The 25,285-nt window shown below is 66.4% G+C and carries 29 protein-coding genes; 12 read left to right on the forward strand and 17 right to left on the reverse strand.

Annotation, left to right across the window (positions count from 1 at the left end; translation table 11 throughout):
• Positions 1 to 222: 222 nt before the first annotated feature.
• The 4 genes from flgF to flgH all read left to right on the forward strand — a co-directional run bounded on the left by flgF (position 223) and on the right by flgH (position 3,692).
• The gene (gene flgF, locus EV560_RS24005) at positions 223 to 966 is read left to right on the forward strand and encodes a flagellar basal-body rod protein FlgF (protein WP_131858351.1); all 744 of its coding nucleotides are present in this window, start codon (positions 223 to 225) and stop codon (positions 964 to 966) included.
• 82 nt (positions 967 to 1,048) lie between these two features.
• Positions 1,049 to 1,840, forward strand: coding sequence for a flagellar basal-body rod protein FlgG (gene flgG / locus EV560_RS24010; RefSeq protein ID WP_131858352.1), 792 nt, complete (start codon positions 1,049 to 1,051; stop codon positions 1,838 to 1,840).
• 14 nt (positions 1,841 to 1,854) lie between these two features.
• The gene (gene flgA / locus EV560_RS24015; protein WP_131858353.1) at positions 1,855 to 2,916 is read left to right on the forward strand and encodes a flagellar basal body P-ring formation chaperone FlgA; all 1,062 of its coding nucleotides are present in this window, start codon (positions 1,855 to 1,857) and stop codon (positions 2,914 to 2,916) included.
• A 23-nt stretch (positions 2,917 to 2,939) separates the two neighbouring features.
• A complete protein-coding gene (flgH, locus tag EV560_RS24020) occupies positions 2,940 to 3,692 on the forward strand; it encodes a flagellar basal body L-ring protein FlgH (RefSeq protein ID WP_131858354.1) in 753 nt (250 codons plus the stop codon).
• A gap of 272 nt (positions 3,693 to 3,964) precedes the next feature.
• Here the strand turns inward: flgH and dksA are convergent, their stop codons facing one another.
• The 3 genes from dksA to EV560_RS24035 form a co-directional block, all read right to left on the reverse strand.
• A complete protein-coding gene (gene dksA, locus EV560_RS24025; protein ID WP_131858355.1) occupies positions 3,965 to 4,387 on the reverse strand; it encodes an RNA polymerase-binding protein DksA in 423 nt (140 codons plus the stop codon).
• A gap of 188 nt (positions 4,388 to 4,575) precedes the next feature.
• Positions 4,576 to 5,619 carry a hypothetical protein gene (locus EV560_RS24030; protein WP_248312174.1) on the reverse strand — a complete coding sequence of 348 codons (1,044 nt, stop codon included), beginning with the start codon at positions 5,617 to 5,619 and terminating at the stop codon, positions 4,576 to 4,578.
• On the reverse strand, positions 5,594 to 6,967 hold the full coding sequence (locus tag EV560_RS24035; RefSeq protein ID WP_131858356.1) for an MBOAT family O-acyltransferase: 1,374 nt from the start codon (positions 6,965 to 6,967) through the stop codon (positions 5,594 to 5,596). Before EV560_RS24035 ends, EV560_RS24030 begins: the two co-directional genes overlap by 26 nt.
• Positions 6,968 to 7,168: 201 nt before the next feature.
• On the opposite strand from EV560_RS24035, the gene EV560_RS24040 reads away from it, so the two are divergent.
• Together EV560_RS24040 and fabF are read left to right on the forward strand one after the other, a co-directional pair.
• Positions 7,169 to 7,681 carry a winged helix-turn-helix transcriptional regulator gene (locus tag EV560_RS24040; protein ID WP_131858357.1) on the forward strand — a complete coding sequence of 171 codons (513 nt, stop codon included), beginning with the start codon at positions 7,169 to 7,171 and terminating at the stop codon, positions 7,679 to 7,681.
• 8 nt (positions 7,682 to 7,689) lie between these two features.
• Complete coding sequence (gene fabF / locus EV560_RS24045) at positions 7,690 to 8,955, forward strand: beta-ketoacyl-ACP synthase II (RefSeq protein WP_131858358.1); 1,266 nt, start codon at positions 7,690 to 7,692, stop codon at positions 8,953 to 8,955.
• 111 nt (positions 8,956 to 9,066) lie between these two features.
• Here the strand turns inward: fabF and EV560_RS24050 are convergent, their stop codons facing one another.
• Positions 9,067 to 10,056, reverse strand: a complete 990-nt coding sequence (locus tag EV560_RS24050; protein ID WP_131858359.1) for a zinc-dependent alcohol dehydrogenase family protein — start codon at positions 10,054 to 10,056, stop codon at positions 9,067 to 9,069.
• Between the two features lie 103 nt (positions 10,057 to 10,159).
• Here EV560_RS24050 and EV560_RS24055 point away from each other — a divergent pair, with 103 nt between their 5' ends.
• Positions 10,160 to 11,056, forward strand: a complete 897-nt coding sequence (locus tag EV560_RS24055) for a LysR family transcriptional regulator (RefSeq protein WP_131858586.1) — start codon at positions 10,160 to 10,162, stop codon at positions 11,054 to 11,056.
• 22 nt (positions 11,057 to 11,078) lie between these two features.
• On the opposite strand, the gene EV560_RS24060 is transcribed toward EV560_RS24055, so the two are convergent.
• The 4 genes from EV560_RS24060 to EV560_RS24075 all read right to left on the reverse strand — a co-directional run bounded on the left by EV560_RS24060 (position 11,079) and on the right by EV560_RS24075 (position 14,755).
• The gene (locus tag EV560_RS24060; protein ID WP_131858360.1) at positions 11,079 to 12,608 is read right to left on the reverse strand and encodes an acyl-CoA carboxylase subunit beta; all 1,530 of its coding nucleotides are present in this window, start codon (positions 12,606 to 12,608) and stop codon (positions 11,079 to 11,081) included.
• Between the two features lie 102 nt (positions 12,609 to 12,710).
• Positions 12,711 to 13,100, reverse strand: a complete 390-nt coding sequence (locus tag EV560_RS24065) for a DUF1801 domain-containing protein (protein ID WP_131858361.1) — start codon at positions 13,098 to 13,100, stop codon at positions 12,711 to 12,713.
• A gap of 5 nt (positions 13,101 to 13,105) precedes the next feature.
• Entirely contained in the window at positions 13,106 to 13,894 is a 789-nt protein-coding gene (locus EV560_RS24070; RefSeq protein WP_131858362.1) for an ATP12 family chaperone protein, read from the reverse strand.
• A gap of 78 nt (positions 13,895 to 13,972) precedes the next feature.
• Positions 13,973 to 14,755, reverse strand: a complete 783-nt coding sequence (locus EV560_RS24075) for an SDR family oxidoreductase (RefSeq protein WP_131858363.1) — start codon at positions 14,753 to 14,755, stop codon at positions 13,973 to 13,975.
• 167 nt (positions 14,756 to 14,922) lie between these two features.
• On the opposite strand from EV560_RS24075, the gene EV560_RS24080 reads away from it, so the two are divergent.
• On the forward strand, positions 14,923 to 15,819 hold the full coding sequence (locus EV560_RS24080; protein ID WP_131858587.1) for an AraC family transcriptional regulator: 897 nt from the start codon (positions 14,923 to 14,925) through the stop codon (positions 15,817 to 15,819).
• Positions 15,820 to 15,827: 8 nt separating this feature from the next.
• Here EV560_RS24080 and EV560_RS24085 read toward each other — a convergent pair whose 3' ends face one another.
• The 3 genes from EV560_RS24085 to EV560_RS24095 form a co-directional block, all read right to left on the reverse strand.
• Positions 15,828 to 17,288, reverse strand: a complete 1,461-nt coding sequence (locus EV560_RS24085; protein ID WP_131858364.1) for a methyl-accepting chemotaxis protein — start codon at positions 17,286 to 17,288, stop codon at positions 15,828 to 15,830.
• Positions 17,285 to 17,599: a hypothetical protein gene (locus EV560_RS24090; protein ID WP_131858365.1), complete on the reverse strand. Its 315-nt coding sequence runs from the start codon at positions 17,597 to 17,599 to the stop codon at positions 17,285 to 17,287. The genes EV560_RS24085 and EV560_RS24090 overlap by 4 nt, the downstream gene beginning before the upstream one ends.
• 193 nt (positions 17,600 to 17,792) lie before the next feature.
• Positions 17,793 to 18,794 carry a P1 family peptidase gene (locus tag EV560_RS24095; RefSeq protein ID WP_131858366.1) on the reverse strand — a complete coding sequence of 334 codons (1,002 nt, stop codon included), beginning with the start codon at positions 18,792 to 18,794 and terminating at the stop codon, positions 17,793 to 17,795.
• A gap of 198 nt (positions 18,795 to 18,992) precedes the next feature.
• Here EV560_RS24095 and EV560_RS24100 point away from each other — a divergent pair, with 198 nt between their 5' ends.
• Positions 18,993 to 19,622, forward strand: a complete 630-nt coding sequence (locus tag EV560_RS24100) for a Spy/CpxP family protein refolding chaperone (RefSeq protein ID WP_131858367.1) — start codon at positions 18,993 to 18,995, stop codon at positions 19,620 to 19,622.
• Positions 19,623 to 19,795: 173 nt separating this feature from the next.
• On the opposite strand, the gene EV560_RS24105 is transcribed toward EV560_RS24100, so the two are convergent.
• Positions 19,796 to 20,041 (reverse strand): hypothetical protein, encoded by a 246-nt coding sequence (locus EV560_RS24105; RefSeq protein WP_131858368.1) that lies wholly within the window; start codon positions 20,039 to 20,041, stop codon positions 19,796 to 19,798.
• Between the two features lie 202 nt (positions 20,042 to 20,243).
• Between EV560_RS24105 and EV560_RS35850 the strand changes: the two genes are divergently transcribed.
• Entirely contained in the window at positions 20,244 to 20,396 is a 153-nt protein-coding gene (locus EV560_RS35850; RefSeq protein ID WP_165923597.1) for a hypothetical protein, read from the forward strand.
• Between the two features lie 120 nt (positions 20,397 to 20,516).
• On the opposite strand, the gene rpsD is transcribed toward EV560_RS35850, so the two are convergent.
• The 3 genes from rpsD to murI all read right to left on the reverse strand — a co-directional run bounded on the left by rpsD (position 20,517) and on the right by murI (position 22,637).
• On the reverse strand, positions 20,517 to 21,134 hold the full coding sequence (gene rpsD / locus EV560_RS24110) for a 30S ribosomal protein S4 (RefSeq protein ID WP_131858369.1): 618 nt from the start codon (positions 21,132 to 21,134) through the stop codon (positions 20,517 to 20,519).
• Between the two features lie 294 nt (positions 21,135 to 21,428).
• Positions 21,429 to 21,677, reverse strand: coding sequence for a hypothetical protein (locus EV560_RS24115; protein ID WP_131858370.1), 249 nt, complete (start codon positions 21,675 to 21,677; stop codon positions 21,429 to 21,431).
• 90 nt (positions 21,678 to 21,767) lie between these two features.
• On the reverse strand, positions 21,768 to 22,637 hold the full coding sequence (gene murI, locus EV560_RS24120; protein ID WP_131858371.1) for a glutamate racemase: 870 nt from the start codon (positions 22,635 to 22,637) through the stop codon (positions 21,768 to 21,770).
• Positions 22,638 to 22,806: 169 nt separating this feature from the next.
• Here murI and EV560_RS24125 point away from each other — a divergent pair, with 169 nt between their 5' ends.
• A complete protein-coding gene (locus EV560_RS24125) occupies positions 22,807 to 23,745 on the forward strand; it encodes a bifunctional helix-turn-helix transcriptional regulator/GNAT family N-acetyltransferase (protein WP_131858372.1) in 939 nt (312 codons plus the stop codon).
• A gap of 84 nt (positions 23,746 to 23,829) precedes the next feature.
• Here the strand turns inward: EV560_RS24125 and EV560_RS24130 are convergent, their stop codons facing one another.
• Positions 23,830 to 24,228 carry a Crp/Fnr family transcriptional regulator gene (locus EV560_RS24130; RefSeq protein ID WP_131858373.1) on the reverse strand — a complete coding sequence of 133 codons (399 nt, stop codon included), beginning with the start codon at positions 24,226 to 24,228 and terminating at the stop codon, positions 23,830 to 23,832.
• A 206-nt stretch (positions 24,229 to 24,434) separates the two neighbouring features.
• The gene (locus EV560_RS24135; RefSeq protein WP_131858374.1) at positions 24,435 to 24,644 is read right to left on the reverse strand and encodes a hypothetical protein; all 210 of its coding nucleotides are present in this window, start codon (positions 24,642 to 24,644) and stop codon (positions 24,435 to 24,437) included.
• Positions 24,645 to 24,870: 226 nt separating this feature from the next.
• Between EV560_RS24135 and EV560_RS24140 the strand changes: the two genes are divergently transcribed.
• Positions 24,871 to 25,275 (forward strand): GFA family protein, encoded by a 405-nt coding sequence (locus tag EV560_RS24140; protein ID WP_207908103.1) that lies wholly within the window; start codon positions 24,871 to 24,873, stop codon positions 25,273 to 25,275.
• Positions 25,276 to 25,285: the final 10 nt, after the last annotated feature.

Consider the following 25,285-nt stretch of genomic DNA (forward strand, 5'->3'; position numbering starts at 1 on the left):
AGGGTTAACGCGGCGTTAAGGGCGGCAGTTTTTGCCGGGTCATTTCTGCATTGAAGCAGGGTGTTGCCGAGCTGCATCAATACCGCTGTTAGGCGGGAAGCCGTTGTATTTCAGCGCGTTGCCCGGGTTAACCACGTTGGCACGCCGATTGCGGGCATCCCGATGCGGAGGCTGCGCTGGGGAGCGTCGAGGCCTTCGCGGGACAGTATCGGGAGATCGACCGTGGAGAACGCGCTTCTCGTCGGTTTGTCGCGTCAGGTCGCCCTGGCGCGTGAGCTGGATGTCATCGCCAACAACATGGCGAATGTCGGAACGAACGGCTTCAAGGCACGCTCGGCGAACTTCAACGAGTTCATCATGCCGAGGGCGAGCTTCGACGCGTTCCAGCCGCGCGACCGCAACCTCTCCTATGTCATCGACAAGGGCACGCCGATCGACCTGACCCAGGGCACGATCGAGCGTACCGGCAACCCGCTCGACATCGCCCTGCGCGGCGATGCCTTCCTGGTGGTGCAGACGCCGCAGGGCGACCGCTATACGCGGGCCGGCTCGCTCGCCGTCAATGGCCAGGGCCAGCTCGTGACGCAAGGCGGCCAGCCGGTGCTCGGCGATGGCGGCCCGATCAATTTCGGCCCCAACGAGACCGATGCCCGCATCGCCCCGGACGGCACGGTCACCACCGACCAGGGTCAGCGCGGCAAGCTGCGCCTCGTCCGCTTCGACAATCCGCGCGCGCTGACGAGCGAGGGCAACAACCTCTTCGCCTCGGCCGCGCCGGCGATTGCGATGGGGCCGCAGGGTCGCGTCGAGCCGGGCGCGACGGAGTCCTCCAACGTCAAGGCCGTGATCGAGATGACCCGGCTGATGGAAGTCCAGCGCTCCTACCAGAGCATGGCCAACCTCATGACCAAATCCGACGAGCTGCGCAGCCGGGCGATCACGCGCCTCGCCGACCAGCAGGCCTAATAACCTTTTGTTTTTGCGCATTTTCTTCACGCGGGCCGGCTTTCACCTCGCTTGAAAATGCTTTTGGAAAGGAGCCAGCGCGATGCGCGCCCTTCAGACCGCCGCGACCGGCATGATGGCCCAGGAATTCAACGTCCAGGTCATCTCCAACAATATCGCGAACGTCCGCACCACCGGCTACAAGCGCCAGACGGCGCATTTCCAGGATCTTCTCTACGAGAACTTCCGGCGCGCCGGCTCGGCGACCTCGGACCAGAACACGCAGGTGCCCGCCGGCACCTTCGTCGGCTCGGGCGTCAAGACGGTGTCGACCGGCCGTGTCATGACGCAGGGCAATGTGAGCTCGACGGAGAAGCCCTATGACCTCGCCATTCGCGGTGAGGGCTTCTTCCGCATCCGCATGCCGGATGGGCGCACGACCTATTCGCGCGACGGCTCGTTCGATCTCGACTCGCAGGGCCAGCTCGTCACCCGCGACGGCTATATCGTCGAGCCCGGCATCACCGTGCCGAACAACGCGACCAGCGTCTCGATCAATGCGCAGGGCACGGTCGAGGTGCAGCTGCCGGGCCAGACCGCGCCGCAGCAGCTCGGCCAGATCCAGCTCGTGCGCTTCGTCAACAAGGTCGGCCTCGAGTCGATCGGCGACAACCTCTACATCGAGACGGCCGCCTCGGGGCAGCCGATCGAGGGGTTCGGCGGCGGGGAAGGCTTCGGCAACCTGCAGCAGAACTATCTCGAAGAGGGCAACGTCCAGGCCGTGACCGAGCTCTCCTCGCTGATCGCCGCGCAGCGCGCCTACGAGATGAACTCCAAGGTCATGACCGCCGCCGACCAGATGATGTCGGCGACGAGCCAGATGTTCCGCGGCTAGCGAGGTTGAGATCGATGCTCCGTTCCCTCACCATCCTCGCCACTCTCGCTCTGGCAAGCACCGCCGTGGCGGCCCCGCAGCATGGCGAAAGCGCTGTCGTCACGGCGGCGCTGCCGCGCGCCCAGGCGAAGGCCCAACCGGCGCCCGCGCCCGTCATCCACAGGCTGCGGCTCAAGCCGGAGCTGACCCTGTCGCGCGATCTCGTCACCTTCGGCGATCTGATCGACGGTCTCTCGGTCCAGGATGCGGCCGTGCCGGCCTTCCGGGCGCCGGCGCTCGGCGAGACCGGGACGATCCAGGTCAGCCGCATCCTCGAAGGCGCCCGGGCAGGCGGGTTGATCCGCGAGACGGGCGAGATCGAGAATCCGGGCCTGGCGCAGGTCGTGGTCACGCGCGCAGCGCGGCGCCTCACCGCCTCCGATATCGAGGCGGCAGTCAAGACCGGCCTCAGCGAACGCTACGGCATCGACAGCCGCGCCTTCGCGCTCGCGGTCGATGGCGGGGCGCCCTCGGTCGCGGTCGAGCCGGAACTCACCGGTGAGATGAGCGTGGTCGAGCTCAGCTATGACGATCGCTCGCGCCGCCTTCAGGCCAAGCTGAGCGTACCCGGCAGCGCCGCCACGCGGCTGAAGCCGGTGCGGATCTCCGGCCAGCTCGTCGAGACGGTCGAGGTCGTGGTGCCGCGCCGCGCCATCACCCGCGGCGAGACGCTGAACGCCGCCGATGTCGCGATCGAGCGCCGCCCGCGCGACGCCCAGACCGGCGACCTGCTCAGCGATGCCAAGGCCGCCATCGACAAGGTGGCGAAGCGGGCACTGATCGCCGGCATGCCGCTGCGCGGCGGCGACGTCCAGCGCGAGGAGATCGTCGGGCGCGGCGACCTCGTCACCATCGTCTACGAGGCGCCGGGCCTGCTCATCACCATGCGCGGCAAGTCTAGCGAGGCCGGTGCGATGGGCGACGTCATCTCTGTCACCAACCCCCAATCCAAGCGCATGCTGCAGGGCACGGTCAGCGGCCCAGGCCGCGTCTCGGTCAAGGCCGCGAGCGGCGGCCGCGTCGCCAGCGCGCGATAGTTCAAGCCATGCGGAGCCCCCACATGACATCCCACACATTCCTGAGGCTCTCGGGTGCCGTTGCGCTCGGCCTCTCGCTCGGCGCCTGCGGCATTCCCGACAGGCTCGCCAATGTCGGCCAGGCGCCGGCGCTCTCGCCGATCGAGGATCCGACGGCGACCAAGGGCTACAAGCCGGTTCAGATGCCGATGCCGGCGATCGAGCACGCCTCCTATGCGCCGAATTCGCTCTGGCGCACGGGCTCGCGCTCCTTCTTCAAGGACCAGCGCGCCCGCATGGTCGGCGATCTCGTGACCGTGAAGGTCAAGGTCACCGACCGGGCCCAGCTCGACAACACGACCAAGCGCAGCCGCAAGAACGGCGAGGATTTCGGCGCCGAGAACACGTTCGGCTTCGAGAACAAGCTCAACAACATCCTGCCCAACGGCGCCAAGGCCGATTCCCTGCTGAAGCTCGATTCGGAAGGATCGAGCGAGGGCTCCGGCTCGGTGCGCCGGGCCGAGCAGCTCGCCACCAATGTCGCGGCCGTGGTCACCCAGACCCTGCCGAACGGCAATCTCGTGATCGAGGGCAAGCAGGAGATCCGCGTCAATTTCGAGGTGCGCGAACTGATCGTCGCCGGCGTGATCCGGCCGGAGGATATCGAATCCGACAACACGATCGATTCGGCCAAGATCGCCCAGGCCCGCATCGCCTATGGCGGCCGCGGCCAGATCACCGATGTCCAGCAGCCCCGCTACGGCCAGCAGGTGATGGATATCCTCTTGCCCTTCTGACCGACCGTTTGCGAGTTCTCTCAGAACGGTCTCTAGCGAAAATATCCGGAAACCCGGCAGTCCGCGGAACGCTCCCCCTCGTTTCCGCGCCTGCCGGCGGGCGGTCTCCTCCCGAGCCGCCCTTCCTCCCGGCTGCCAGCGACGCTCCCCAAGCTTTCAAAGCTGGCGGCCACGAAGCCCCGCGCCTCCCGCGCGGGGCTTTTCGCAGCAACGAAAAAGGCCTCGCGCGTGGCGGAGGCCTCGATCGGTAAGCTTAGGCAGGGCGCGGCGTCTCAATCGTCCCGGAAGACCCGCTCGTTGCGCTCGTGGCGTTCCTGGGCCTCGAGCGAGAGCGTCGCGATCGGGCGGGCTTCCAGGCGCTTCAGCGAGATCGGCTCGCCGGTCTCCTCGCAATAGCCGTAGGAGCCGTCGTCGATGCGGGCGATCGCCGCCTCGATCTTGGCGATCAGCTTGCGCTGCCGGTCGCGGGCCCGCAGCTCGATGGCGCGGTCGGTTTCGGATGAGGCGCGGTCAGCGATATCGGGATGGTTCTCGCTTTCGCTCTGCAGCGTCACGAGCGTCTCCTTGGCCTCCTTCAGGATCTCGTCCTTCCAGGCCAGGAGCTTGCCGCGGAAATACTCGCGCTGCCGCTCGTTCATAAACGGTTCCGAGTCGGAAGGCCGGTAATCCGCGTCCAGGATAATCTGTTTCGACATGAGGCGCGCTCTCTGAGTGTCTGTTCCCCGGCGTGCCTACCGACTCTGCCTTAGTCGGGCCGCCGATTTGGCGCCCTTATAGCGATGGAGCTCGACCGTAACAATCGCGTTCGACACGGTTTCGCCGCTGCCCGCGAAACCTCTGTCATAAAAGCGAAATTTAGGATTAGACCGAACGGCGCTTCCGGTCAGCGCAGGCGCGCGAGCGCGGCCGCAATCTCGCTTTCGACCAGCCGCGCGACATTCTGGCGGTAATGCGTCTGGTCGAAGAAGTTCGCCGGATCGCGCGTGAGCGGCGAGTCGAGCCTCATATCGACGAGTGTCGTCAGCGGCCGTTTCTCGGCAAGCTCCCTGAAAGCGGCGTGGCAGGCGGCGTCGGCGGCAGGCTCGGCACTGCCTTGCGCCGGGAGGGCGCTGCGATAGACCGGCGGGCGCACCAGCACCAATGGCAGCCCGGCCGGAGCCGCCTCGAGCAGGGCCGCCAGCTGGGTTGCGGCGGGGAAGGGGCCGGTCGCGTTGGCGCCGCTGGTATCGAAATGTTTCCCGAGCCGCTGGCGGCCCGATTCTTCGAGCGCGCCCTGGATCTCGTAACCCTCGGTATAGTCCCAGTAGCCATCGGGCCGGGCCCGCTTCGGCGCGGTCACGAGCAGATAACGCAGCCGGTGCGTCATCTCCTCGAAGACATCGTAGCGCAGCAGGCCGAGGAGGTATTCGCCCGTGCTGCGGCTGAAGAGCCAGAACGGAAAGGGCCTGTCATTGGGCAGGGCCGGATCGGCGGTGCACCAGTAGCTGTCGATGCCGATCACCAGCGCCTTCGCCGGCGTCTGCCGGTGACGCAGGAACCAGTCGATGAGCGCCAGCGTCTCCTTCGGGCCGCTTGCCGGGGCGATCAACGAGACGAAGGCGAGGCCGGTCTTGGCCTTGAGTTCGTCGGGCGAGGCGAGCTGGATATGCGAATTGCCGAAGATGGCGGCGTTGAAGGCCGGGTCCCGGCCGCGGCTGGCGGCAGCGGTGCGCGGTCCCTGCGGGCGCACGCCTTCCTTCAGCCGCAGCGGCGAACGGCCGCTGTCATAGGGATCGAGCAGGAAAACGGTGAGCAGGAACAGGGCGAGCAGGCTCGCCACGGTCGCGACGAACACCCATAGGAAGCCCACGGCGCGGCGCGCGGCCCCGGCATCCAGGACCGGGCGAAGCTGTCCCGCCGGTTCAGAACTGGAAGTAAATGAACTCATAATTGGCGTCGTCACCGATCTTGAAGAGAACGAGGACAAAGAGGATTGCGGTCAGCACGGCGATCCAGCGCGCCGGCGGCAGCTTGTGCACCAGCGCCCAGGAGGTCGGGCCGAGGATTGCGAAGGCGGCGGCCGGCAGCAGCGCGCGCCATTTGAAGCCGATGCCGTGCGGCGCGAAGCCGAACATCGCCTTGTAGATGACGAGCGCCGCCTCGAAGCTGGTGGCGCGGAACAGCACCCAGCAGAGCATCACGAAGATGAAGGTCAGGAGCCAGCCGAGCGGGGCGGGCATCGGCAAATTGGCGCGCCGCCAGAACAGCGCGACGATCAGCGCGATGCCATGGGCAGCGCCCCAGGCGATGAAGGTCAGGCCCGCGCCGTGCCAGAGGCCGCCGAGCGCCATCGTGGCGAAGAGCGCCCAGACCTGCAGCGGCAGGCCGTTCCGCGAGCCGCCGAGCGGGATGTAGAGATAGTCGCGCAGGAAGCGCGACAGCGTCATATGCCAGCGGCGCCAGAAATCCTGGATGCTGGTGCTGCGATAGGGCGCATCGAAATTCTGCGGCAGCACGATGCCGAAGAGCAGGGCGAGGCCCAACGCCATGTCGGTATAGCCGGAGAAGTCGAAATAGATCTGGAAGGTGAATGCGAGCACACCCTGCCAGGCTTCCGCCATCGAGACCGCTTGCCCGGCGGCCGCGGCGGCGAAGACCGGGTTGGCATATTCCGCCAGCGGGTCGCCGAGCATCACCTTCTTGGCCAGGCCGAAGGTGAGCAGCATCAGCCCGCGGGCGACACGCTCGGCCGAATCAGCCCGGAGATAGGGCCGCTCTTCGAACTGGTGCATGATCTCGCGCCAGCGCACCAGCGGCCCCGCCAGCACCTGCGGGAAGAAGGCGATGTAGAGCGCGTAGCGCACCAGGTCGTAGCGCGGCGCTTCGCCGCGGCGCAGATCAGTCAGGTACATCACATGGTGGAAGGTGAAGAAGGAGATGCCGAGCGGCAGCGCCAGGTCGAGCTTTGGCGCCGGCAATCCCGGAATCATCCCAGCAAGATCGGCGAAGAAGTTGAAGTACTTGAACAGCGCCAGCACGGCGAGGTTGAGCACGATCGCCAGCGTGATCAGCCCGGCGCGCTTGGTCTTCAGGAAAGCTTCGGCGATCAGCCAGTTGATCAGGATCGAGAAGGCGAGCAGCGGAATGAAGCGCCAGTCCCAATAGCCGTAGAAGGCGAAGGAGAGGCCCGCCAGCAGCGGCAGCCGCCAGCCCGGCTGGAAACGCTCGACCAGCCAATGCAGGGCGAGCGCGAGCGGCAGGAAGCCGAGCAGGAAAACGAAGGAGTTAAACAGCATCTGGCGGGGGTGGGGCCTTTAGGTCGAGCGCCGCCTTAGACGATTATGACGCGGGTGTCATGCCGGAAGCGTTGCAATGTAGCCATCTCGTTGGCGACGGCGATCTGTCCGCGCCGCCCTCGCGCTGATGTGTTGCTGGCAATGGCGCTGTGGCAATAGTGACTTGCAAAAAGATAGTGACTGTCTTAGCTCAGCCGCGTCATGCAGCCGGTGCTCGCCCCTCTCGCCGAATGCCCCTGCGCCCGCACGGTCGAATCCGTCGGCGAATGGTGGAGCATCCTGATCCTGCGGGATGCTCTCCAGGGCATTACGCGTTTCGACGAATTCCAGCGCAGCCTCGGCATCGCGCCGAACATGCTGGCGCGGCGGCTGAGGCACCTGACCGAGAGCGGGATGTTCGAGCGCCGGCTCTACCAGCAGCGGCCGCCGCGGCACGAATACGTGCTGACGGCGAAGGGCAGGGATTTCTTTCCGGTCGTTGCGGCGCTGGTCACGTTCGGCAACCGGTATCTGGCGCCCGAGGGCGAGGCCTTGTTGCTGGCTGAACGCGGCACGGCGCGGCCTGTCGTGCCCGTTCTGGTCGATGTCACCACATCGCGCCCCGTCACGGCCGCGAGCGTTACCGCCATAGCGGGCCCGCGCGCGAGCGCGGGCATGCACCATCGTCTGGCAACGCTCGCGACGCGGGCGGCTGCCTCATCTCCGAACGAGTAGGAATCCAGATGCGCCGTATCGTCGTCACCGGAATGGGCGTGGTCTCGCCGCTTGGCTGTGGGGCGGAACTCGCGTGGCAGCGCCTGCTCGCCGGCCGTTCCGGCTTGCGCCGAATGCCCGATTCGATTGTCGAGACCTTGCTGGCCAAGGTCGCCGGCGTGGTGCCGACGAAGGATGAGGACGGCGAGGGGGGCTTCGATCCCGATATCGCGATTGCGCCGAAGGATCAGCGCAAGATGGATCGCTTTATCCAGTTCGCGCTGGTCGCGGCCAAGGAGGCGCTGGCGCAGGCGGGCTGGCACCCACAGGGCGAGATCGAGCAGGAACGTACGGCGACGGTGATCGCATCGGGCATCGGTGGCTTCCCGGCCATTGCCGAGGCGGTGCGGACCACCGATTCGCGCGGCGTGCGGCGGCTTTCGCCCTTCACCATTCCGTCCTTCCTGGTCAATCTCGCGGCCGGCCACGTCTCGATTGATCATGGCTTCAAGGGGCCTATCGGCGCGCCGGTGACGGCCTGCGCCGCCGGCGTCCAGGCCATTGGCGACGCGGCGCGGATGATCAGGGCCGGCGAAGCCGATATCGCGCTTTGCGGCGGCACCGAGGCCTGCGTCGATCTCGTCGCGCTCGGCGGCTTCGCGGCGGCGCGCGCGCTTTCGACCGGGTTCAACGACGAGCCGGAAAAGGCCTCGCGCCCCTTCGACCGCGACCGAGACGGCTTCGTCATGGGCGAGGGCGCGGGGCTGCTGGTGATTGAGGCGCTGGAACATGCCGAGGCGCGCGGCGCGACGATCCTGGCCGAGCTCACCGGCTACGGAACCTCGGCCGATGCCTATCACATCACCTCAGGGCCCGAGGATGGCTCGGGCGCGCGCCGGGCAATGGAGGCGGCACTGAAGCAGGCCGGGTTGAAGCCGGGCGATATCCGCCATCTCAATGCGCATTCGACCTCGACGCCGGTGGGCGATCGCGGCGAACTGGCCGCGGTGAAGGCGGTGTTCGGCAGCGAGGGCAGCATCGCGATCAGCGCAACGAAATCGGCCACCGGCCATTTGCTCGGTGCTGCCGGCGGACTGGAGGCGATCTTCACGATCCTGGCGCTGCGCGACCAGATCGCGCCGCCGACGCTCAACCTGGAGAATCCCGACGAGGACGCGGCCGGGCTCGACCTCGTGGCAAAGAAGTCGAGGCCGCTCGCGATGGAGCATGCCATCTCGAACGGATTTGGCTTTGGTGGCGTGAATGCGAGCGTGGTGTTCAGGCGCTGGGCCTGACCCTAGAGTATTTCCGCGTTTCTTCGAATCGCGAAAATTCTCTATCTGATTGTTTTGGCGCATTATCTTCACGCGAACCGGTATCCACTTCGCTCGAAAATGCTCTAGCCGTCAGAGCGTCAGCACGATCTTGCCGAACTGCTCGTTCGATTCGAGGTAGCGATGCGCCGCCACGATCTCCTCGAACGGGAAGGTCCGGGCGATGATCGGCTTCAGCGAGCCCTCGCCCAGCCCGTCCAGGATGAAACTCTTCGCAACTGCGAGGCGCGCCGCGTCACCGGTTATCTCGTGAACGAGATAACCGCGTAGCGTCAGGCTCTTGCTCAGGACGTTGTACAGCGGAAACGGCGTCGCTTCGGGGCTGAGGCCGCCATATTCGATCAGGATGCCCCCCTGCGTCATCGCGCCGGTCAGCGGCAGGAAGGCCGGGCCACCGACCGCGTCGAGCACCACCCGGACGCCAGCCGGACCGGTGATCGCCCGCAAGGCCGCTTCGAGGTCGTCCTCAGCCGAGGCGACGACATGGGCCGCGCCAGCCTCCCTCAAGACCTGCGCCTTGCGCGAGCTCCGCGTCACGGCGATCGGGAACGCGCCGATCCGGTTGGCAATCTGGATCGCGGCGAGGCCGACGCTGCTCGACGCGGCGGTGATAGCGACGAAATCGCCGCGCTGGATGCGGGCGATATCGATCAGCGCGCCATAGGCGGTGAGATATTGCATCCAGGTTGCCGCGGCCGCCTCCCAGCCAAGCGACGGCGGGTGTTTGACCGCCAGCTCCGCGGGGATGGTGATCAGCTCGCCATGCACTGGCCAGCGAACCATGGAGCGCGGCGGCACGAGGCTGACCGCATCGCCGGTAGAGAGGTCCTCGACGCCATCGCCGATGCTCTCGACGATGCCGGAAGCCTCGAGGCCGAGGCCCGAAGGAAAGCGGGCCTGCTCGATATAGCTGCCGGCACGCAGCAAGGCGTCGGCGCGATTGAGACCAAGCGCCTTGGCGTGGATCCGGATTTCGCGGGGGCCGGGCGGCGGAACCTCGATCTCCTCGATGCCGAGGACCTCGGGGCCGCCATGGCGATGGAAGCGGGCAGCGCGAGCCATAAGCCAAACTCCAAATCAGTGATCATGAATGAGCTTTGGCAGTGGCGTAATTGGCGATAAATCAGGCTCTCGGCTCGATAGTCGGAACAAATGGTATCGAATGATGGATCGTCTCACCAGCATGACCGTCTTCGTCAGGGCGGTCGATCTCGGCTCCTTTGCGGCCGCCGCTGCGGCGCTGGGCCTCTCCGCCCCGATGGTCGGCAAGCATGTCCGCTTTCTGGAAGAACGTCTCGGCGCGCGATTGCTCCACCGGACCACGCGCCGCCAGAGCCTGACCGAGTTCGGGCAAGCCTATTGCGAGCGCTGCCGGATCGTCCTTGCCGAGGCGGAGGCTGCGGAGGCGCTGGTTGCCGACCAGGTGGGCGAGCCGCGCGGCAGGCTCAGGGTCACGATGCCGGTCCTGTTCGGCCGGCGCTGCGTCATGCCGATCCTGCTCGACCTGACCCGGCATCACTCCAAGCTGGAGCTCGACCTGTCCTTCGGCGATGGCTTCGTCGATCTGGCGGAGAGCGGTCATGACCTCGCCATCCGCACCGGCGAACTCGACGATGCTGCGAACCTCATTACGCGTCGCGTCGCTCGGCAGCGCATGATCGTCTGCGCCGCGCCGTCCTATCTCGAGCGCTGCGGAGTTCCCGCCGGGCTCGCCGATCTGGAGAACCACGACGCCGTCGTTTATCGCCGCTCGGGACGCGTTCGCCCCTGGTTGTTTCCACGCGAGGGCGGACCGCCTGCGCAAGCCATGCCGCGACACCGGGTGCGGCTCGACGATCTCCAGGCGCTTGCCGATGCGGCGGCGCTCGGCATGGGCCTGGCCTGGCTGCCGTCCTGGCTGGTGCGCGAGCGGCTCCAGCTTGGAGCGCTCGTCGAAGTCCTGCCGGGCGAGGGCGCGCTGCCCTATGACGTGCACGCGCTCTGGCTGCAGACGCCGCATCTGCCGCCGAAGATCCGCGTCGCCATCGATGCATTGGCGGCGGGGCTGCCGGGCTTGATGTGAAGCCCAGCCCGAAAGTTGCCGCTCAGAGCGGAATATTATCGTGCTTGCGCCAGGGCCGCTCGACACTTTTCGTGCGCAGCATCGCCAGCGCCCGCGCGATCCGGCGCCGGGTCGAATGCGGCATGATCACCTCGTCGATATAGCCGCGCTCGGCCGCGACGAAGGGGGACATGAAGCGGTCCTCGTATTCCTTGGTCTGGCGCGCGATCGTATCAGCGTCGCCGCCACGGAAGATGATCTCGACCGCGCCCTTGGCGCCCATCACCGCGATCTGCGCCGTCGGCCAGGCATAGTTGACGTCGGCGCCGATATGCTTCGAGGCCATCACGTCATAGGCGCCGCCGAAGGCTTTTCGGGTGATGACCGTGACCAGCGGTACCGTGCATTCCGAGTAGGCGTAGAGCAGCTTGGCGCCGTGCTTGATCAGGCCGCCATATTCCTGCGCGGTACCGGGCAGGAAGCCGGGAACGTCGACGAAGGTGACGATTGGGATCTCGAAGGCGTCGCAATAGCGCACGAAGCGGGCGGCCTTGCGCGAGGCATCGGAATCGAGCACGCCGGCCAGCACCATCGGCTGGTTGGCGACGACACCGACCGTGCGGCCCTCGATGCGGCCGAAGCCGGTGACGATGTTCCTGGCGTAGGATTCCTGGATCTCGAAGAAATCGCCCTCGTCGAGCGTCTTCAGGATCAGTTCCTTGATGTCGTAGGGCTTGTTCGGGTTGTCGGGCACGAGCGTGTCGAGGCTCATGTCGATCCGGTCGGGAACGTCGAAGGAGGGCCATTCCGGCACGCCGACCGTATTGTTGGCCGGCAGGAAATCGATCAGGCGGCGCACCTGCAGCAGTGCCTCGACATCGTTCTCGAACGAGCCGTCCGCGACCGAGGATTTCGAGGTGTGGACCTTGGCGCCGCCGAGTTCCTCCGAGGTCACGGTCTCGTTGGTGACGGTCTTCACCACGTCCGGGCCGGTGACGAACATGTAGGAGGTGTCGCGGACCATGAAAATGAAATCGGTCATGGCGGGGGAATAGACGTCGCCGCCGGCGCAGGGGCCCATGATCACCGAGATCTGTGGGATCACGCCGGAGGCGGCGACATTGCGCTTGAAGACCTCGCCATAGCCGCCCAGCGCCGCGACGCCTTCCTGGATGCGGGCTCCGCCTGCATCGAACAGGCCGACGATCGGGGCGCGCATCTTCAGCGCCATGTCCTGGATCTTGATGATCTTCTGCGCATGGGTCTCGGAGAGCGAGCCGCCAAAGACGGTGAAATCCTTGGAGAAGACGAAGACGGTGCGACCATTGACTGTGCCCCAACCGGTGACGACGCCGTCGCCGGGAATCTTCTCGGCCTTGTCCATGCCGAAATCGACGCAGCGCTGCTGCACGAACATGTCGAACTCCTCGAAGGAGCCGTGGTCGAGCAGGAGCTCGATCCGCTCGCGCGCGGTCAGCTTGCCGCGCTTGTGCTGCGCCTCGATGCGCCGCTCGCCGCCGCCTCTGCGCGCGCCTTCGCGGCGCTCTTCGAGCTGTTCGAGAATGTCCTTCATGGAGAGCCCCCGGCGCCGAGCGAATTCGCTATCCGGCTTAAGGGGCGCAGGCCAGCCTGTCCATGGCGCGGCAACGAGGCTTTCGTGCAAGGCCGGGTGGGATCAGGCGGACGGCCTGGTCGGGTCGCCCAGCACGCGGTTGAGTTCGACTGCCTCGCGGACGAGCCGAGCGACGACTGCCGGCTCGACAGCGTCGCCCTCATGCAGTTCAAGCGTCGCCATCTCGTATTTTCCGCCGGGCTTGAGACGCGGCTCGATCTCGCGCAAGCGCTTGCCGCGCCAGAAACCGAAGAGCACGCGTTCGGCCTCGGCGCGGATCAGCAGCACCGGCCCTGCGGAAAAATAGACCAGATGGGTCCATTTGATCCGCTCGTCGAGCGCAGCCGCGCTCTTGACCGCTTCGCGAAGGGCCGCGACAGTTGCGCGGCGCCAGCCGTCGAGCTGCGCGACATAGCTGTCGGAATCGCCGGCGGTCGGGGCGCAGGGCTTCATTCTGGTCAGCCCTGCCTCAGCAGCAGCGCGGCGACATCGAACTCGCGTCGCCGGACGGCCCGGCGCTCCGCGGCTTCCTCGTCCTGGCCCCAGATCGCGATCTGGTAGTCCTCGTCGAGATGGGCCGCGGCCCAGGCCGCGTCGGCGTCGAGCCGGCCATCGGCCAGCGCCAGCGTCAGGATGGTGGAGCCGGTCAGGGTCATGACGTTATGGGCGCCTGCAAGCGCAAGCGGAGCGGGGATCTCGGCGACGCGGCGGGCGACCGCCGCCAGCGCATCCGCCGGCTGCTCGGCGAACATCACGCCTTCCGCCAGGGCGAAGCGGGCGCCGAGCGCGGCTTCCGTACCAGCGACGATCGGGTCCCAGATCTCGCGCTGACGCTCGACCAGATTGTCCGGCTCTCCGGCGCGGTAGCAGAGCGCATCGCTGCCGGCATAGCGCACGATTTCGGCGCGGACCGCCTCATGCTGGTCGGCGACGCCGTCGAGCGCCGAATTGACCAGCCGGGTCAGCGGCATCGCGGCCGGGTCGATCCGCTCGACCTGCCCATGCCATTCGGCCGCCAGCGCTTCGGCCACCGGGCGCGAGGCGATGGCGAGCGGCTTGCGCGCCGGTGTGCGGGCGGTCTTGCCGTCGAGCGCGACATGGAAGAGCCCATCGCGTTCGAGCACGCTCGCAGCCTCGTAGAAGCGCTTGGGCAGGGGATTGCGCATCGCCTGCTGCGCCGCGGCGACGGGATCGGGCTGGCGCGCGCCTTGCGAGCCGAACCGTTCGAGAAATGCATCCGTGGACATGCCCGCCCCATAAACCATTTCGACAGGGGCGGGAATGATCCGTGATGTCGCTTCAGCGCACCATTCAGCAGACACTGCTCAGAGGAACATGCCGCCGGAGGCTTCGATGCGCTGGCCGGTGACCCAGCGATTCCCGTCCGACAGCAGCGAGGCGATCATCGGGCCGATATCGTCGGGCAGGCCGGCGCGGCCCATCGCCGTCACCGAGGCGACGAAAGCATTGACCTCGGGATTGTCGCGCACGCCGCCGCCGCTGAAATCGGTCTCGATCGCGCCGGGCGCAACCGTATTCACTGCGATGCGGCGCGGGCCGAGTTCCTTGGCGAGGTACCGGGTGAAGACCTCGATCGCGCCCTTCATCGCCGCATAGGCCCCATAGCCGGGGATCGTGAAGCGGGCGAGGCCGCTGGAGATGTTCGCGATCCGCCCGCCATCGGCGATCAGCGGCAGCAGCTTCTGGGTCAGGAAGAAGACGCCCTTGAAGTGGATGTCGAAAAGCCGGTCGAACTCCGCCTCCCTGGTCTCGGCGATCCCCGCATGCAGCGAGGTCCCGGCATTGTTGACGAGATAGTCGAAATCGTCGCGGCGCCAGGTCCCCGACAGCGCCCGTCGGACATTGCCGACGAAGGCGTCGAAGGAGGCGACCTCACCGGTATCGAGCTGCAGCGCCAAGGCCTTGCGGCCGAGCGCCTCGATCTCCGCGACGGCGGCCTCGGCTTCTGCCTTATTGGAGTGATAGGTCAGGATGACGTCGACGCCAGTCCTGGCCAGGCTCACGGCGGTGTTGCGGCCAAGGCCACGGCTGCCGCCGGTGACGATGGCGATCCTAGCCGTTGATTTTTCTGCGATTTCGGTGGTCATGTTCGAGCTCCAGCTTGGGATGATGTGGCTGGAGCCTAGGCCTTCGGGGGCGTTCTCATGAATGCCTGAACTCTCGAATTTCCTGCCTGATCCTCCAAATGAGCTGGACGATTGGGCAGGTGCGGCTATCTACTGATCTGCGCGCCCCAATTGCGAAAGACGATCCGATGCAGCCCTCACTCAAGGATGCACTCAGCCGTTACATCGCCCGGCATGGCGGCAGCGATGGGTTGTTCGAGACCGCGATCGGCGGGCTCTTCCTGATGCGCTCGAGCCGCGAGGAGATGCCGAAGCCGGTGGTCCACCGGCCGGCGATCTGCCTGGTGGCGCAGGGCGCCAAGCGCGTCCTGTTCGGCGAGGACAGTTTCGATTTCGGCGAGATGCAGGCGCTGATCGTCGGCCTGGAGCTGCCCGCTTTCGGCCGGGTGATCGAGGCGAGCGCGGAGGAACCTTTCCTGGCGCTCGCGCTCGAGTTCGACGTGGCGATGCTGCGCCAGGTCATGGCCGAGCTCGACACGCCGCCTGTGCCGAAGGTGGAGGCCGGCCTCAGCGTCTTCGTCGACGATGCGTTGGGCGGTCCGCTGGCCGCCTGTTTCCTGCGGCTGGTCGAGCTGCTCGATACGCCTAAGGCGATTCCGGTGCTCTTCCCCGCCATCATGCGGGAAATCTGCTTCTGGCTGCTGACCGGCCCGAATGGCGGGCGGATCTGCAAGCTCGCCCTGCCGGACAGCCATACGCAGCGCATCGCCGCGGCGATCCATGTGTTGCGGGCGCATTTCGCCGAGCCGGTGCGGATCGAGCAACTCGCCGCCGCGGCGCGGATGAGCCCGTCCTCCTTCCATCAGCATTTCAAGACGCTGACCGGGATGACGCCGCTGCAATACCAGAAGCAGCTCAGGCTGCTGGAGGCGCGCCGGCTCATGGTCGCCGTTGGCAGCAATGTCACCAATGCGGCCTATGAGGTCGGCTACGAGAGCGCCTCGCAGTTCAGCCGCGAATATGCCCGCATGTTCGGCGCGCCGCCGAGGCGCGACGTCGTGGAGCTCAAGGTCGTGCCTGCCTGAGCCAGGGCTCAGGCCGCCCTGATCCGGCCGAGGAACTGCGCCACCTCGGTGTCGAGCTGCGCAGATTGTTCGGCAAGCCTGTCGGCGGATTGGGCGACATAGCTCGCGGCCTCGCCAGCCTCGGCCGCGACCTTGCTGACGATCTCGATATTGCTCGCCGCCGTCACCGTCTCCTTGGCTGCGGCATCGATATTATGCGCGATGCCGATGGTCGCGGCGCTCTGCTGCTCGACCACCGTCGCGACCGCGGCCGAGACCTGATTGAGCGAGCCGATGCTCGTGTACATCGCATCGATCGCGCGGATCGCGTCGTCGCTGGAGGTGCGGATCGCCTCGATCTGGCTCTGGATATCCTCGGTCGCGCGCGAGGTCTGGTTGGCGAGCGCCTTGACCTCCTGGGCGACGACGGCGAAGCCGCTGCCGGACTGGCCGAAGCGGGCCGCCTCGATCGAGGCGTTGAGCGCGAGCAGGTTGGTCTGGCTGGCGATGGTCGAGATCAGCCCGACGATGTTGCCGATATCATCGGCCTTGCGCGAGAGCTGGCTTACCGTCTCGAGGACCGTTCCGGCCTTGGTCGTGGTCGAGACGACGATGCGGGCGGTCTCGCTGACCTGCCGGTCGATCTCGCCGATCGAGGCGGCGAGCTCGGTGGTCGCCTGGGTCACCGCGATGACGTTCGAGGAGGTCTGGTGCGAGGACAGGTAGGCGGCGTCGGAACGTTCCGCGACCTCCGTCGCTCCCACGGTCATTTGCTGCGAAGCGGAGCGCAATGTCTGCACGGAGACGATGACGTCGCGGGCGATGCCGGCGATCTTGCGCTCGAAATCATCGGCCACCTCGAGCAGCACGGCCTGCCGCTCGCTGCGCGCCTGTTCGGTGTTGGTCGCGACCTCCTGCCGGGCCTGCTCCGCGGCCAGCTTGGCTGTGGTCGCCGCGTCGCGCGCGTTTTCCGAGGTTTCGAGCGTCCGGCGCAGATGGGCCACGGCCCAGCTCAGGGCGATCGCCTGCACGAAGACAATCGTGGCGTGCAGCAGCACCCGGTCGACATCTCCGCCATCGGGAAAGACGCCGACATGGTGGACGATGTTGAGCACCGCATGATGCGCCACGATGGCGAAGGCCGCCGGCAGGAAGATGCGCCAGTCGAGCCAGCCCGACAGCACCGCCAGCATGGCGAAGAAATACATATGGATGTCGGCCTGGTAGGGATGCCGCGCGAAGACATAGACCAGCAGCATCACCTGGCCGATCGTGGCGATCGAGCTGACCTGCCGGGTTATCCAATGCGTGCCGAACACCCACCAGACCGTGGTCGCGAGCGCTGCGAGCGCCATCCCGCAGGTGGTGAACAGGCTGGCCTTGTCCGTTCCGGTCGCGTTGCCGGCGATGGAGAGAAGCACGGAATTCGCCCAGAGTACTGCGATGAGCACATAGGCGAAACGGGTGCGGAGCTGCTGCACGTCCGTCATCGATAGGCCAGTCCAGATTCAGCGAGGCAGAGACGCGCGAAGGAGGCATCGACCACGAACCATGCCCCGGCGCGATAGAGCGCGGCGACATAGCCAGGGCCGGTGCCGAGGCTGATGATGAGAGACGGGTCGCCGCCGGCCTCCAGCAGCCGTCCGCCGGCATGGCTGATGGCCAGGAAGATCTGCGATGCCGGCGTCTCCGGCGGGAAATACGAAGCGACTGGTCGTCCCGGAACGGGCCAGGCCGCCGTGAGAAAAGCCGTCAGCGCCACGACAAGACTGAAGAGCGCGCCAAAGGCGATCTCACGCATTCTGCGATCCTTCCCGGCGGCTTCTGCCGTCGGCGAGAGACAATCAGCGAAGTGAGGGGTATGCAACTTTCACTTGCACAATGCCTGCGGCAGGCTTTCGGAAGCGTAAACGTCTTGTCGAAAAGGCCGGCATTTGGAGTATTCGGCGGCGAACGAGCCCGGCGCCCTCCGCGCCTCCAAGCAATCGGCCGAGTCAGCCCGCGAACCGGTCGCGCCAGGCCGGCTTGGCGCCTGCAAAGGGCAGGGCGGTGGCGGCATGGACGCCGCGCGCGACCGCGCGCGCCAGCACATCCGCGGCGGTGGCGCAGAGTTCGGTCAGCCCAAAGGCGTCCGAGGGCGCGCCGCTGAGGCCGGTCGCGGCCGCGAAGACGATGTCGCCATCGAGCGGGGCGTGTGCGGGCCGCAGCGCCCGCGCCAGGCCGTCATGGGCCGCGAGCGCAAGTCGCTTCGCCTGCGCCTTGGTCAGCGCGGCGTCGGTGGCGACGAGCGCGATCGTGGTGTTCTGGCCGGTGCCGCCCTTGAAGCGCAGGCCGAGATCCTCGGGTGTGATCGCCGCCGGCCAGCCGAGCCCGCCGAATTCGGCATCGCGCTCATAGGGCGCCGCCCAGAAATGTGGACCGTCGCCGATCGTGGCGCTGCCGACGGCGTTGACCGCGACCATCGCGCCGACGATCTGGCCGGTGGCGGCGCGGCCGCTGGCCGAGCCGAGACCGCCCTTCAGCGTCGCAGTGGTCGCGCCGTAGCCGGCGCCGAAAGTGCCGAGCGCGAGATCGGGGCCGGCCGCCTCCACCGCGGCACGGCCGAGCGCGCGATAGGGCGCCTCCGCTTCGCCGCCCTTGGCCCAGCTCTTGTCGCCGCCATTGAGCAGGTCGAAGAGGATGGCCTGCGGCACGATCGGCACGCGCATTCCGCCGACGGGAAAGCCGCGCCCGCTGGCGGCCAGCGCCGACATGACGCCGTCGGCAGCGGCGAGGCCCCAGGCCGAGCCGCCGGAGAGCACGATGGCGTCGACATGCTCGACCGTCATTTCCGGTTCCAGCAGCGGCGTCTCGCGCGTGCCGGGCGCGCCACCGAGAATCGCGACGGAAGCGACGGTCGGACGCTCGAACAGGGCGACCGAGACGCCGGTGGCCGCGACGGGGTCATGGGCCTGGCCGATGAGCACGCCGCGGACATCGGTGATCAGGTTGCGCATGGTGATCCTGGGAGAATGGCGATCCGGGGAGAAAAGATTGGAATCATGCGTCGATTGGCATGCCATTGCCACATTACGATCTTTTCATGAAGGCGCCATCGCCGGTTCAGGGGCGGGGGGCCACCTTGCGATGATCGCGAACCGGCTTCGAGACCCGCTCAGCGACGAAAATGTGGTTCTGATCGACGGAGATCATCGATGAAACGCATAGCCCTCATTGCAGCTTCGTCGGCGGCCGCGCTTGCCGCGACGCTGGCTATCGCCCAGCCCCAGCCGATTCCGCCCGCCGGCGGCAGCGGCGGTGACGCAACCCGCCAGGAGCGGACCGAACAGCGCGACCAGCGCCGCAGCGAATGGCGTGAGCGCCGCGCCGAGCAGATGCAGCAGCGCATGAACGAGCGGCTCGCCAAGCTGCGCGCCGATCTCAAGCTGAAGCCCGATCAGGTGCCGCTGTTCGACACGCTTGAGAATGTGATCAAGCAGGGCGCCCAACAGCGCCGCGAGCGCTGGGCCAGTATGCGCGAGCAGCGCGAAAACTTCCGCCATGCCGACATCATGGAGCGGCTCGACGGGATGGCCTCCCGCCAGGCCGAGCGCGCCCAGCGCACCAAGGCGCTCGCTGACGCGACACGCCCGCTCTGGACCACGCTCAGCGACGAGCAGAAGACCGTGATGCGCCGCTCGGTGCGCGAGGCCTTCGCGATGGCGCGGCAGCGGATGGAGCGGATGCGCGAGCGTTTCGAGGACCGCCGCGGCGGGCGTGACGACCATGAGGATCGCGGCCGCCGCTGGCGTGACCGCTGGCACGATAACGACGATCGCGGCTGATCGTCTCGCAGAGCAGTAAGATCAACGGGCGGCTCGCGAGAGCCGCCCTTTTTACTGGCTTGGATCATCGGACCGGACATCCCGGTCCAATGATCCGGCTTCATTTTTTGCATCGGCTTTTCCGAAAACAGCAATCCACTTCTCGGGCCGATGCACTAGCGAGGACGCCGGGATCAGGTGCCGACCGCGTCCTTCACGCATTTATTGGTGAAGCTCGTCTTGGCCGCGCCGGCGAGCTTCTTGTCGGCGGCCTGCTTGTCGCAGGCAGCGCCGACATCCTTCTCGCACTTGGTCAGGAAACTGGTCTTGGCGGCGCCGGCGAGCTTCTTCTCGGTGGCCTGCGTCGTGCAACTCGCGCTCTGGGCATGGGCGAGGCTGGAGAGGCAGGTCAGGGCGAGCGCTGCGATCAAGGTCTTCATGATGGTCCTCCCCGAATCTGGGTTCGCCAATGATAGCAGAGGCTTGGAGAGGTGTCAGCGAAGGCGGGTCGCGAAGTAGAGCGGGCAGCCGCCCGCTCCTGCGATAGAATATGGCTAATGCAATTTTACCATATTCATTCAAATTGAGTTCACTTTCCGGCCTATAGGGTGGGCCGATCGCTCTCGCGAAAGGGAGGGTATCGTGAAGATTGCATGGTTGATCTGGCTGATGCGGGGCTTCATCGCCTTCGTCTTCGTGCTTTGCCTGTTCGGCCCCTATGGTCTTTCGATTCTGATCGGCTGCCTCGGCCTCGGCTGCTATTTCTACAGGAACGAGGTTGGCTCGCACCTGTAGGCAGCCAAGCCGGTCGAACGGCCGGGCCTGTCGCGCAAAGGAAAAGGGCGGCTCTCGCGAGCCGCCCTTTTCTGATTCCGGCCAGGGCCTTGCGGCCCGGCGCTCCGATCTTGAGTCAACTCAGCGCGAGTAGAACTCGATGACCAGGTTCGGTTCCATCTGCACCGCGTAGGGCACGTCCGTCAGGGTCGGGGTGCGGGTGAAGTTGGCCGAGAACTTGGTGTGGTCGGCGTCGATATAATCCGGCACGTCACGCTCGGCGAGGGCGGCCGACTCGATGACGATGGCGAGCTGGCGCGAGCTCTCCTTGACCGCGATCACGTCGCCCGGCTTGACCTGATAGGAGGCGATGTTGACGCGGCGGCCGTTCACCGTGATGTGGCCGTGGTTGATGAACTGGCGGGCGGCGAAGACCGTCGGCACGAACTTGGCGCGGTAGATCACCGCGTCGAGACGGCGCTCGAGCAGGCCGACCAGGTTCTCGCCCGAGTCGCCCTTGAGGCGGATCGCCTCGGCATAGTAGCGGCGGAACTGCTTCTCGGAGATCGAGCCGTAATAGCCCTTCAGCTTCTGCTTGGCGCGCAGCTGCGTGCCGAAGTCGGAGAGCTTGCCCTTGCGGCGCTGGCCGTGCTGGCCCGGGCCGTATTCGCGGCGGTTGACCGGGGACTTCGGACGGCCCCAGATGTTCTGACCGAGACGGCGGTCAATCTTGTACTTCGCCTCATGGCGCTTCGACATGTCGCGTGTCCTCTGTGGTTCGCGAGTTGAGGACCGCGCCCTCCTGTCCCCGTGCCAGCTCGCCGCGCATCCTTGCGGATGCAGATGGCGACCTGCCATTTTTTCGAGCATCGGATTTGTCCGAAAAGTGCAACCCACTTTTCGGTCCTTTGCTCCCGGGGCGACAGATCCGGCTCTGAAGTGAGCGGATCACGGGTGCGGAAAAAGCCGCGCGGCCCCGTGAGGAGCCGCGCGACGGGAGCCCTATAGGCGCAAAAGCCGGCTCAAGTCAATCGACAGGGCAAAACCGCGCCCTCACCAGCGGCGGCCATAGACATGCCGGGGTCCGTGATAGGAGTGGCGCACCTGCCAGCGGCGGTGCTTGTACCAGCCATAATGATGGCCGCGATTCCAGCCGTAATGCCGACGCGGGCCATGGTGCCAGCCGTGGTGACCATGATTTTTCTGCCAGCCATGCGGCCTGGCCTGAGCCTCCGAGCCTGCGCCGGGTCCGACGGCGGCGAGGCCAAGCGCAAGCGCCGCCATCAGCAAAAGCTTCTTCATCGCATATCCTCCTATCCAGACCGCCGCGGGCGGTGGAGGGGAGAACGCTCGGTCGGCCAATCCGTTCCGGCCGCGAGTTGGAGCGGGACCTCAGTTCGCCAGCGGCATCGGCTCGAGCGATACCTGGGCCAGTCCATAGCCCGCAAGCGCGATGCGCAGCGGCCCGGTGAGGCCGGCGCCGCCGGTGAAGAGCGCCGGCGCCTCGCCTGCGACAAGGACCGGGCGCGAGGGCGAGGGGCCGATGAGTTGCGTGACACGGCGGGCGATGGCGGGCGCCGGGTCGATCCAATTGACCGGCCAGGGCGCGAGCCGGCGCATCCGTTCCAGCAACAGCGGATAATGCGTGCAGGACAGCGTCACCACATCGGTGCGCTCGCCATTGCGCTCGATGAAGCATGGGGCGATCTCGGCCAGGATCGCGTCATCGGCGACGGGCTCGCCCTTGAGCGCCGCTTCGGCCAGGCCGGCAAGACGGGTGGAGCCGACCAGCGTGACCTCGCAGGCGGCGGCATAGGTCTCGATCAGCCCGCGCGTATAGTCGCGCGCGACCGTGCCCGGCGTCGCCAGCACCGAGATCAGGCGGCTGCGGCTCAGCTCGGCCGCGGGCTTCACCGCCGGCACGGTGCCGACGAAGGGAATGGTGAAGCGGGCCCTCAGCGTTGGCAGCACCAGCGTCGAGGCGGTATTGCAGGCGATGACCACGAGATCGGGATGGCAGCGCGCCACCAGCCGCTCCATCACCGCCAGCACGCGGTCGATCAGCTGTGCCTCGCTCAGGCGGCCATAGGGAAAGCCGGCATCGTCGGCGGCGTAGACGATCTGCGCATCCGGGCGGGCGCGGGTCACCTCCGACAGGACGGTGAGGCCGCCAAGGCCGGAATCGAAGACGAGAATCGTAGGGGTGCGCGTGATCACGGGGGAGGTGCCATAGGCCGTTCCGGCCAAAAGATCGACCCGCATCGTCGGCGCTCGTTCTGGGCTGTGCGAAGCTTCGATTGGGCCAGAGTCGGGTTAAGGATCCGTCAAGAATGTCCTATCCGCAGCGATTCAATTTGATGGACTCCGTCCATTAAATAGTTGACTTGGTCCACTAACTGAGGCGATCCTCCTGGAGTCACGAGGATAAGCCATGCCGAGCCCGAATTTGGCCGCGATCGCGGCGATCCGCCGATTCAACCGTTTCCATACCCGCTGGATCGGCGCGCTCGGCGGCAGCCTGCACGGCTCGGGCTTCGCGCTGACCGAGGCGCGGGTGCTCTACGAGCTGGCGCATCGTGACGATTGGCTCGCCAGCGAGCTGGCGCGCGAGCTCGGGCTCGATCCCGCCTATCTCTCGCGCATCCTCAAGCGCTTTGCCGCCGCGGGCTGGCTGGCGCGCGAGCGCTCGCGCGAGGATGGCCGGGCGCTACACCTGCGGCTGACCGAGAAGGGGCATGAGGCGTTCCGGCCGCTCAGCCAGGCCTCGCAGGATCAGGCTGCGGCGATCGTGACGCGGTTGAAGCCGCAGGAGCAGGAGGCGCTGGTCGATGCGCTCGGCACGGCCGAGACGCTGCTCTCCGGCGCGCCGGCCGGACAGGCGCGGCCGATCATCCGCCCGCACCGCCCGGGCGATATCGGCTGGGTGATCTCGGCCCATGGCCGACTCTATGCCGAGGATTATGGCTGGGACATCAGCTTCGAGGCGCTGGTTGCCGAGATCGCGGCAAAATTCCTGCACGAGTTCAGGCCGGGCAGGGAGCGCTGCTTCATCGCCGAGCTCGAAGGCGCGCGCGTGGGCTCGGCCTTCGTGGTGCGGGAGAGCGACGAGGTCGCCAAGCTCAGGCTGGTGCTGGTCGAGAAGCGGGCGCAGGGGCTCGGCCTTGGCAAGGCGCTCGTCAAGGAGGCGGTCGGCTTTGCCCGGGCGGCTGGCTACCGCCGCATGGTGCTCTGGACCAACGACATCCTGCATGCGGCCCGCGCGATCTATATCGCCGAAGGCTTCAAGCTGGTCGCGGAGGAGCAGCACCATTCCTTCGGGCAGGACCTGGTCGGGCAGAACTGGGAGCTGGACTTCGAGGCAGGGTTGTAAGCGAGACCGTCCGTAGCGGTTGAGCAGCGGAGGTCGACGAGCCGACTGCGCGATCCCGCTCGCGCAATCGGTCAGCCCTGGCACTCACAATGCGGAGTTCGTCGCTCGCAATCGATCGACGACTTCGGAGAGGACGTACCACACGAAATTCGGGGTCGTCTCGACCATGTATCGGAACTGTTTAGGGTTCACCAAGGCGATCTCGCACGCCTCGGTGGCCTTCGCAGTCGCGGTGCGCTGCTTGTTGTCGATGAGCGAGACAACGCCGAACGGGCGGCCCTCACCGACCTCCTCGATGAGCTTGCCGTGGCTGCTCACCTCCACTTTTCCACGCAGAACGATGTAAGCGTAAGAGGGGTCGTCGCCCTCTCGAAAGACTGTATCACCGGCGCCGTAGTTGATGACAGTTCCCAACCCGCGGGCCAGTTGGCGAAAGTCAATTGATTTGGCGTTCGGTAAAGGATTCGAGGCAAGGCTGTTCATGGGGACACCTTCACCAACGAGGACGTCACCATATCGTCATAAATTGGCGCGGTGATCAAGAACGAAATCGCCAGTGGGTTCTTGAGACAAGGCCGCGCGCTTCGCGCTTCCGCCAAGCCCGAAACCTATTTCTGGCCAGTTGGCGTACGCCGTAAGAACCGGACGTTCCGAATTTTATTAAGAGATTGACAAGCGAATGCTTGGAATCAGCCGTTTGCTTGCTGTCGATCGAGGGCGCCCTGCAGCTGCTCTACGCGGATGGCCAAGGCTTCCCTGGTCAGATTGATCCCTTCGGGCGCGCCGTCTACCGACAGGAGGACGCCTCGCTCGGCCATTTCGAGCTGTTCCTGGGCAAGTTCCAGATGCTTCTTCAAGATCTGCGTGGCGCGGTCTTTGGCCGCCTGGTTCGTGTCCATAGGGCCCTCGCTTTTTCGCTCCCGATCGAGCGAGGATCGCATAGCTGAGGCGACTCGCCAAACGTTCTGCCGTCTCCATCCGGGCGTAGCCCAAAGGAGTTGCAGGCTCGCGGTCGGGCCCTGGACCATGGAGGCGCCGAGGCCGTCAGACAGGCTTCTGCGGAACCCGCCCAGACCACGCGTCGTTGGTCTGCCGCCCAAGTGGCGAAAACCCGAAAGCGAGGCGATGATGAGACTTTCCGGTGGCTGCAATTGCGGACAGGTCCGCTACGAACTCGATGGCGAGCCCCTTCGTGTCGGCATCTGCCATTGCGAGGCCTGCCGGAAGGAGTCCGGCTCGGCCTTCTCCTATTTCGGGGTCTGGCCGAGGGCCAGCACGACCCTGTCGGGCGAACTCGGCTGTTGGCAAAGCCGGGCCGGGGGCGATCGCTTCTGCCCGACATGCGGCTCGTCGCTGTTCTGCTGGAAGGACGGCTCGGACGAGATCGAAATCAAGCTCGGCACCTTGGACGGTCCGCCCAAGGCGCTTGTGCCGGGCTATGAGCTCTGGACCATCCGGCGCGAGCCGTGGCTCGCCCACCAGAAGGGCGCGGAGCAGCACACGCGTGACCGCGAGGATTCCAGCGCCTGATCTCCGCGTT

The sequence above is a fragment of the Allobosea sp. BK604 genome, assembly GCF_004341515.1.
In the GTDB taxonomy this organism is placed as follows: domain Bacteria; phylum Pseudomonadota; class Alphaproteobacteria; order Rhizobiales; family Beijerinckiaceae; genus Allobosea.